Below are 6,401 nucleotides of genomic sequence, written 5' to 3' on the forward strand. Positions count from 1 at the left end.
GCACAACAGATGAGCAAGCTGCGCGTGGCGGTCCTCGGGGCCAAGGGCCGGATCGGCTCGGAAGCCGTACGAGCCGTCGAAGCCGCCGAGGACATGGAACTGGTCGCCGCCCTCGGCCGGGGTGACAAGCTGGAGACGCTGACCGACTCCGGCGCCCAGGTCGCGGTCGAACTGACCACGCCCGACTCCGTCATGGCCAACCTCGAGTTCTGCGTCGGTCACGGCATCCACGCGGTCGTCGGCACCACCGGTTGGACCGACGAGCGCCTCGCGCAGCTGAACGGCTGGCTGTCCGCCTCCCCGGAGACGGGCGTCCTCATCGCGCCGAACTTCTCCATCGGGGCCGTCCTCACGATGAAGTTCGCGCAGCTCGCCGCCCCCTACTTCGAGTCCGTCGAGGTCGTCGAGCTGCACCACCCGAACAAGGTGGACGCCCCCTCCGGCACCGCCACGCGCACCGCCCAGCTCATCGCCGAGGCCCGCCGCGCCGCCGGCACCGCCCCGGCCCCCGACGCCACGGCCACCGCCCTCGACGGTGCCCGCGGCGCCGATGTCGACGGCGTCCCGGTCCACGCCGTCCGGCTGCGCGGTCTGCTGGCCCACCAGGAGGTCCTGCTCGGCGCCGAGGGCGAGACCCTCACGGTCCGGCACGACTCGCTGCACCACAGCAGCTTCATGCCGGGCATCCTGCTCGGCGCCCGCCGCGTGGTGAGCACCCCGGGCCTGACCTTCGGCCTGGAACACTTCCTGGACCTGAACTGAGCCCCTGACCGTCATGCGCGCGAAGCTCACCTACGCCCTCACCGCCGCCGTCCTGGTCGTCTATTTCGTCCTGGTCGGCAGCCGCGGCGTCCTGCTCATCGAAACCGGCACGGCCCTCACCGTCACCTTCGGTGTCGCCGTGCTGATCCTGCCGGTCATCGGCCTGTGGTTCCTGTGGAAGAACACCCAGTTCGCCCGCAAGGCCGGCCAACTCGCCGCAGAACTCGACGCCGAGGGCGGCCTGCCCGTCGACGAACTGCGGCGCACCCCCAGCGGGCGCATCGACCGGGACTCGGCCGACGAGGTCTTCGCCAAGCGCAAGGCCGAGACGGAGGACGCCCCCGACGACTGGCGCACCTGGTTCCGCCTGGCCGTCGCCTACCACGACGCCCGCGACACCCCGCGCGCCCGCAAGGCGATGCAGCGCGCGATCGCCCTGCACGACGGCAAGCAGCCCGAAGCCGCCTGAACCACCCCCGCTCATGCCTGCGGGGCCGGACCGTATGAACGGTCCGGCCCCGCAGGCATGAGCCGGGGACGTCAGCGTGGGCCGTACTCCTCGGCCCACGCCTCGACCGAGTCCGCCGCCCGGTCGAAGGCCTCCGCGCGGCCCAGGAAGTCCGCGTTGTGCGTGGTCAGCAGCGGCGAAGGGGCGGTGTCCCGGCCCTGGCGTCCGAGCAGCAGCGCCTGCCCCTGCACGGTCCGCGGCAGACTCAGCCAGCGCACCGGCTGCTGCACCGTACGCACGGAGGCGACCTGTTCCCAGGGCGCCGTACACGTCGTGAGGAAACCCACGTGCCGCAGCCCGCGCGCGCTGACCCACACACCCATGCGCAGCAGCCGCAGCGCCGCGGCGATGACGAGCAGCGCGAGGGCCAACACCACCGCGGCCGACTTCGGTTGGGCCGTCACGGCGATGATGACCGCCGCGAACAGCACGAACGAGGCGAGCAGCAGCGCGAGCGCCGCCGTTCCGACCCGCCACGGCCCGGGCCGGTACGGACGCCGCCAGCGGTCACGGTCGTCGTAGGGCAACGGAACGTCATCCGCCGCCTCGAAAACGCGGTCGGCCGTCAGGAAGGGCAGGGGCACGGCTGGTCCTCACTCGATCCATGCGTGGGCTGTGCCCGGTGAGGCTACCGATCTGTGTCCCCGGTCACCACTGGCGGGGGGCCGGATGGAGTCACCGCCGGTGCGGCGCGGTTCAGCGCCTCTCGGACGCCTGCGACTGCTGAGGCTGATCAGCCGTCTTGACGGATGTCAGCGCGGGCGTCCCGATGACCAGGGACCCCACGAGCCCCGCCACGATGGTGAGCCCCAGCAGCCAACGGCCGGCCATCTGACCGACGGACGACCGCTCGCGCGGTGGGGGAGTGACATTGCTGCGGAACCTGTCGGCCTCGGCTACGAAGGCAAACGGTACGGGTTCACGCCGACCGAACATCAGGGGAGCTTCTCCTTCGGGGTGGAACGGATCACTGTCGTCTGTAGAGACGAACGAACTCCCTCAGAGGTGCCCTGTTTCACCGACTTCATTGCGGCACGGCACCGATCGCACGGATTTCGGCGGGCCGTAGAGTGGCGTCGCCACACGACGAGATGGGAAGGCCCTGCCAACCGTGACCGACACCCCCGCCGACGACCTCAAGCCCAGCTACCGCAGCGACGTCACCGTCGAGCTGGTCAAGCACACCGCGTCCGATGCGGACGTCCTCTTCGCCGCCCGCGTCTCGACCCTGGGCGAGCAGTCCCTGGACGAGCTGAAGAAGGACCCCGAGCGTTCCAAGGGCCTGATCAACTATCTGATGCGGGACCGGCACGGCAGCCCCTTCGAGCACAACTCCATGACCTTCCTCATCAGCGCCCCGATCTTCGTCTTCCGCGAGTTCATGCGGCACCGCGTCGGCTGGTCGTACAACGAGGAGAGCGGCCGCTACCGCGAGCTCCAGCCCGTCTTCTACGTCCCCGACGAGTCCCGCAAGCTGGTGCAGGAGGGCCGCCCCGGCAAGTACGTCTTCGTCGAGGGCACCCAGGCCCAGCAGGAACTGGTCGGCCGTGTCATGGAGGACTCGTACCGCCAGGCGTACGAGGCCTACCAGGAGATGCTCGCCGTCGGTGTCGCCCGCGAGGTCGCTCGTGCGGTCCTCCCGGTCGGCCTGTACTCCTCGATGTACGCCACCTGCAATGCCCGCTCGCTGATGCACTTCCTCGGGCTGCGCACCCAGCACGAGCTGGCCAAGGTGCCGTCCTTCCCGCAGCGCGAGATCGAGATGGTCGGCGAGAAGATGGAGGCGGAGTGGGCACGGCTCATGCCGCTCACCTACGCCGCCTTCAACGCGAACGGACGGGTGGCGCCGTAACGCGCCCCGAGTCGCCGGTCAGGTACAGATGTACGGTTCAGCCGTGCGAAGTGTCCGTATTGCGGCATTTGGAGAAGTTCATCTAGCCTGATCAAACGGGTCCGGCACTGCTTGAACCCCCGAGCAGGCAGTGCCGGGCTCCACCTTTGTCGCGACTTGTCGCCCGCCCCACGGGCAGACCCGGTCCTGAGCAACGAGTAGCGTGTAACCCATGGCTCCGACCTCGACTCCGCAGACCCCCTTCGGGCGGGTCCTCACCGCCATGGTCACGCCCTTCACGGCGGACGGCGCACTCGACCTCGACGGCGCGCAGCGGCTCGCCACCCACCTGGTGGACGCAGGCAACGACGGCCTGGTCATCAACGGCACCACGGGCGAGTCCCCGACCACCAGCGACGCGGAGAAAGCGGATCTCGTACGGGCGGTCCTGGAGGCGGTCGGAGACCGAGCCCACGTGGTGGCCGGAGTCGGCACCAACGACACACACCACAGCATCGAACTCGCCCGCACGGCCGAGCGCACCGGCGCACACGGCCTGCTCGTGGTGACCCCGTACTACAACAAGCCTCCGCAGGAAGGTCTCTACCGGCACTTCACGGCGATCGCCGACACCACCGGCCTCCCGGTGATGCTCTACGACATCCCCGGCCGCAGCGGTGTCCCGATCAACACCGAAACGCTCGTCCGCCTCGCCGAGCACCCGCGGATCGTCGCCAACAAGGACGCCAAGGGCGACCTGGGCCGCGCCAGCTGGGCCATCGCCCGCTCCGGCCTCGCCTGGTACTCCGGCGACGACATGCTCAACCTGCCCCTGCTCTCGGTCGGCGCGGTCGGCTTCGTCTCGGTCGTCGGCCACGTCGTCACCCCTGAGCTGCGCGCCCTGGTCGAGGCGTACACCTCGGGCGACGTCCAGAAGGCCACCGAGATCCACCAGAAGCTGCTCGCCGTCTACACGGGCATGTTCCGCACCCAGGGCGTGATGACGACCAAGGCGGCGCTCGCCCTCCAGGGACTGCCGGGCGGGCCCCTGCGCGCCCCCATGGTCGAATGCGCGCCCGAGGAGATCGAGCAACTCAAGATCGATCTTGCCGCCGGCGGGGTACAGCTCTGACATCGGACTTCGCGCGGACCTCCGCGCAACTGCTTCACAACTGAATAAGCGGGCCACGTGCTCGCACCACCCCACACACAACTGCTCATGCACGAACGTCACGCGCGCCACGTGCCCCACCGGCACGTGGCGTGTGTGGTGAGGAGAGTCTTTTGAGTCATCCGCATCCCGAACTCCGCACGCCCCCGCCGCTCCCCGAGGGCGGCCTGCGTGTCACTCCGCTCGGTGGCCTCGGCGAAATCGGCCGGAACATGACCGTGTTCGAATTCGGCGGCCGCCTGCTGATCGTCGACTGCGGAGTGCTCTTCCCCGAGGAGGAGCAGCCCGGAATCGACCTGATCCTGCCGGACTTCTCGTCCATCAGGGACCGCCTCGACGACATCGAGGGCATCGTCCTCACGCACGGTCACGAGGACCACATCGGCGGCGTCCCCTACCTCCTGCGCGAGAAGCCGGACATCCCGCTGATCGGCTCCAAGCTGACCCTCGCCCTCATCGAGGCCAAGCTCCAGGAGCACCGCATCCGCCCGTACACCCTCGAGGTGGCGGAGGGACACCGTGAGCGCCTCGGCTCCTTCGACTGCGAGTTCATCGCGGTCAACCACTCCATCCCGGACGCGCTGGCCGTGGCCATCCGCACCCCCGCGGGCATGGTCGTCCACACCGGCGACTTCAAGATGGATCAGCTCCCGCTGGACAGCCGCCTCACGGACCTCCACGCTTTCGCACGCCTGAGCGAGGAGGGTATCGACCTCCTCCTCTCGGACTCGACGAACGCAGAGGTGCCTGGGTTCGTCCCGCCGGAGCGGGAGATCTCCAACGTCCTGCGTCAGGTCTTCGCCGGCGCCCGCAAGCGCATCATCGTCGCGAGCTTCGCCAGCCACGTGCACCGCATCCAGCAGATCCTGGACGCGGCGCACGAGTACGGCCGACGCGTGGCCTTCGTCGGCCGCTCCATGGTCCGCAACATGGGCATCGCCCGGGACCTGGGTTATCTGAAGGTCCCGCCGGGCCTGGTCGTGGACGTCAAGACGCTCGACGACCTACCGGACAGCGAGGTGGTCCTGGTCTGTACAGGTTCCCAGGGCGAACCGATGGCGGCCCTGTCCCGCATGGCCAACCGCGACCACCAGATCCGCATCGTCCAGGGCGACACGGTCATCCTGGCGTCGTCGCTGATCCCCGGCAACGAGAACGCGGTCTACCGCGTGATCAACGGACTCACCCGCTGGGGCGCCAACGTGGTCCACAAGGGCAATGCCAAGGTCCACGTCTCGGGCCACGCCTCCGCGGGCGAGCTGCTGTACTTCTACAACATCTGTCGCCCGAAGAACCTGATGCCCGTGCACGGCGAATGGCGTCACCTGCGTGCCAACGCCGAGCTGGGTGCCCTGACCGGCGTCCCCCACGACCGCATCGTCATCGCCGAGGACGGCGTCGCCGTCGACCTCGTCGAAGGCAAGGCCAAGATCTCCGGCAAGGTCCAGGCGGGCTACGTCTACGTCGACGGCCTCTCGGTCGGCGACGTGGGCGAGCCGGCCCTCAAGGACCGCAGGATTCTCGGCGACGAGGGGATCATCTCGGTCTTCGTGGTCATCGACTCGTCCACCGGGAAGATCACCGGCGGCCCGCACATCCAGGCCCGTGGCTCGGGCATCGAGGACTCCGCCTTCAGCGATGTCGCGCCCAGGATCACGGAAGTCCTCGAACGCTCCGCGCAGGACGGCGTGGTCGAACCCCACCAGCTCCAGCAGCTCGTTCGCCGCACGCTGGGCAAGTGGGTGTCGGACACCTACCGGCGCCGGCCGATGATCCTGCCTGTGGTGGTGGAGGTCTGACGGCCCGTCGGGCCTGAGCCCACGCCAACTGGGAGCGGGGCGCCTCGATTTGCATCGAGGCGCCCCGCTCCAGTAGGTTTACAACTCCTCCCGACGGGGCACCCGGGCCAACTCAGGCACCAGGACCATGCCCGGCCGGGGAGGAAAATCCGACTCAGAACTTCTGATAAAGTCGGAACCGCCGGAAAGGGAAACGCGAAAGCGGAAACCTGGAAAGCGCCGAGGAAATCGGGTCGAGAAAAGATCTGATAGAGTCGGAAACGCAAGACCGAAGGGAAGCCCGGAGGAAAGCCCGAGAGGGTGAGTACAAAGGAAGCGACCGTTCCTTGA

Annotated in this window: 7 protein-coding genes; 5 read left to right on the plus strand and 2 right to left on the minus strand. The window is 68.8% G+C overall.

Translation table 11 applies throughout. The annotated features are described in order from the left end of the window. Positions 1–9 precede the first annotated feature (9 nt). A complete protein-coding gene (gene dapB, locus QNO09_RS13360) occupies positions 10–762 on the plus strand; it encodes a 4-hydroxy-tetrahydrodipicolinate reductase (RefSeq protein WP_283970349.1) in 753 nt (250 codons plus the stop codon). 13 nt (positions 763–775) lie between these two features. Next, positions 776–1,231 carry a tetratricopeptide repeat protein gene (locus QNO09_RS13365; RefSeq protein WP_283970350.1) on the plus strand — a complete coding sequence of 152 codons (456 nt, stop codon included), beginning with the start codon at positions 776–778 and terminating at the stop codon, positions 1,229–1,231. 71 nt (positions 1,232–1,302) lie between these two features. Here the strand turns inward: QNO09_RS13365 and QNO09_RS13370 are convergent, their stop codons facing one another. Both QNO09_RS13370 and QNO09_RS13375 read right to left on the minus strand, forming a co-directional pair. Then, positions 1,303–1,854 carry an SCO5741 family PH domain-containing membrane protein gene (locus tag QNO09_RS13370; RefSeq protein WP_283970351.1) on the minus strand — a complete coding sequence of 184 codons (552 nt, stop codon included), beginning with the start codon at positions 1,852–1,854 and terminating at the stop codon, positions 1,303–1,305. Positions 1,855–1,966: 112 nt separating this feature from the next. Beyond that, entirely contained in the window at positions 1,967–2,206 is a 240-nt protein-coding gene (locus tag QNO09_RS13375) for a hypothetical protein (RefSeq protein ID WP_283970352.1), read from the minus strand. Between the two features lie 175 nt (positions 2,207–2,381). On the opposite strand from QNO09_RS13375, the gene thyX reads away from it, so the two are divergent. The 3 genes from thyX to QNO09_RS13390 all read left to right on the plus strand — a co-directional run bounded on the left by thyX (position 2,382) and on the right by QNO09_RS13390 (position 6,071). Further along, positions 2,382–3,122 (plus strand): FAD-dependent thymidylate synthase, encoded by a 741-nt coding sequence (gene thyX, locus QNO09_RS13380; protein WP_283970353.1) that lies wholly within the window; start codon positions 2,382–2,384, stop codon positions 3,120–3,122. A 211-nt stretch (positions 3,123–3,333) separates the two neighbouring features. Next, positions 3,334–4,233 carry a 4-hydroxy-tetrahydrodipicolinate synthase gene (gene dapA / locus QNO09_RS13385; RefSeq protein ID WP_283970354.1) on the plus strand — a complete coding sequence of 300 codons (900 nt, stop codon included), beginning with the start codon at positions 3,334–3,336 and terminating at the stop codon, positions 4,231–4,233. Between the two features lie 152 nt (positions 4,234–4,385). Continuing rightward, the gene (locus QNO09_RS13390; protein WP_283970355.1) at positions 4,386–6,071 is read left to right on the plus strand and encodes a ribonuclease J; all 1,686 of its coding nucleotides are present in this window, start codon (positions 4,386–4,388) and stop codon (positions 6,069–6,071) included. Positions 6,072–6,401 lie beyond the last annotated feature (330 nt).

Source organism: Streptomyces sp. 378 (assembly GCF_030124145.1).
GTDB lineage: Bacteria > Actinomycetota > Actinomycetes > Streptomycetales > Streptomycetaceae > Streptomyces.

Coding starts and splice junctions, on each gene's coding strand:
- dapB (WP_283970349.1), top strand. CDS start 10: ATGAGCAAGCTGCGCGTGGCGGTCCTCGGGGCCAAGGGCCGGATCGGC.
- QNO09_RS13365 (WP_283970350.1), top strand. CDS start 776: ATGCGCGCGAAGCTCACCTACGCCCTCACCGCCGCCGTCCTGGTCGTC.
- QNO09_RS13375 (WP_283970352.1), bottom strand. CDS start 2,206: ATGTTCGGTCGGCGTGAACCCGTACCGTTTGCCTTCGTAGCCGAGGCC.
- dapA (WP_283970354.1), top strand. CDS start 3,334: ATGGCTCCGACCTCGACTCCGCAGACCCCCTTCGGGCGGGTCCTCACC.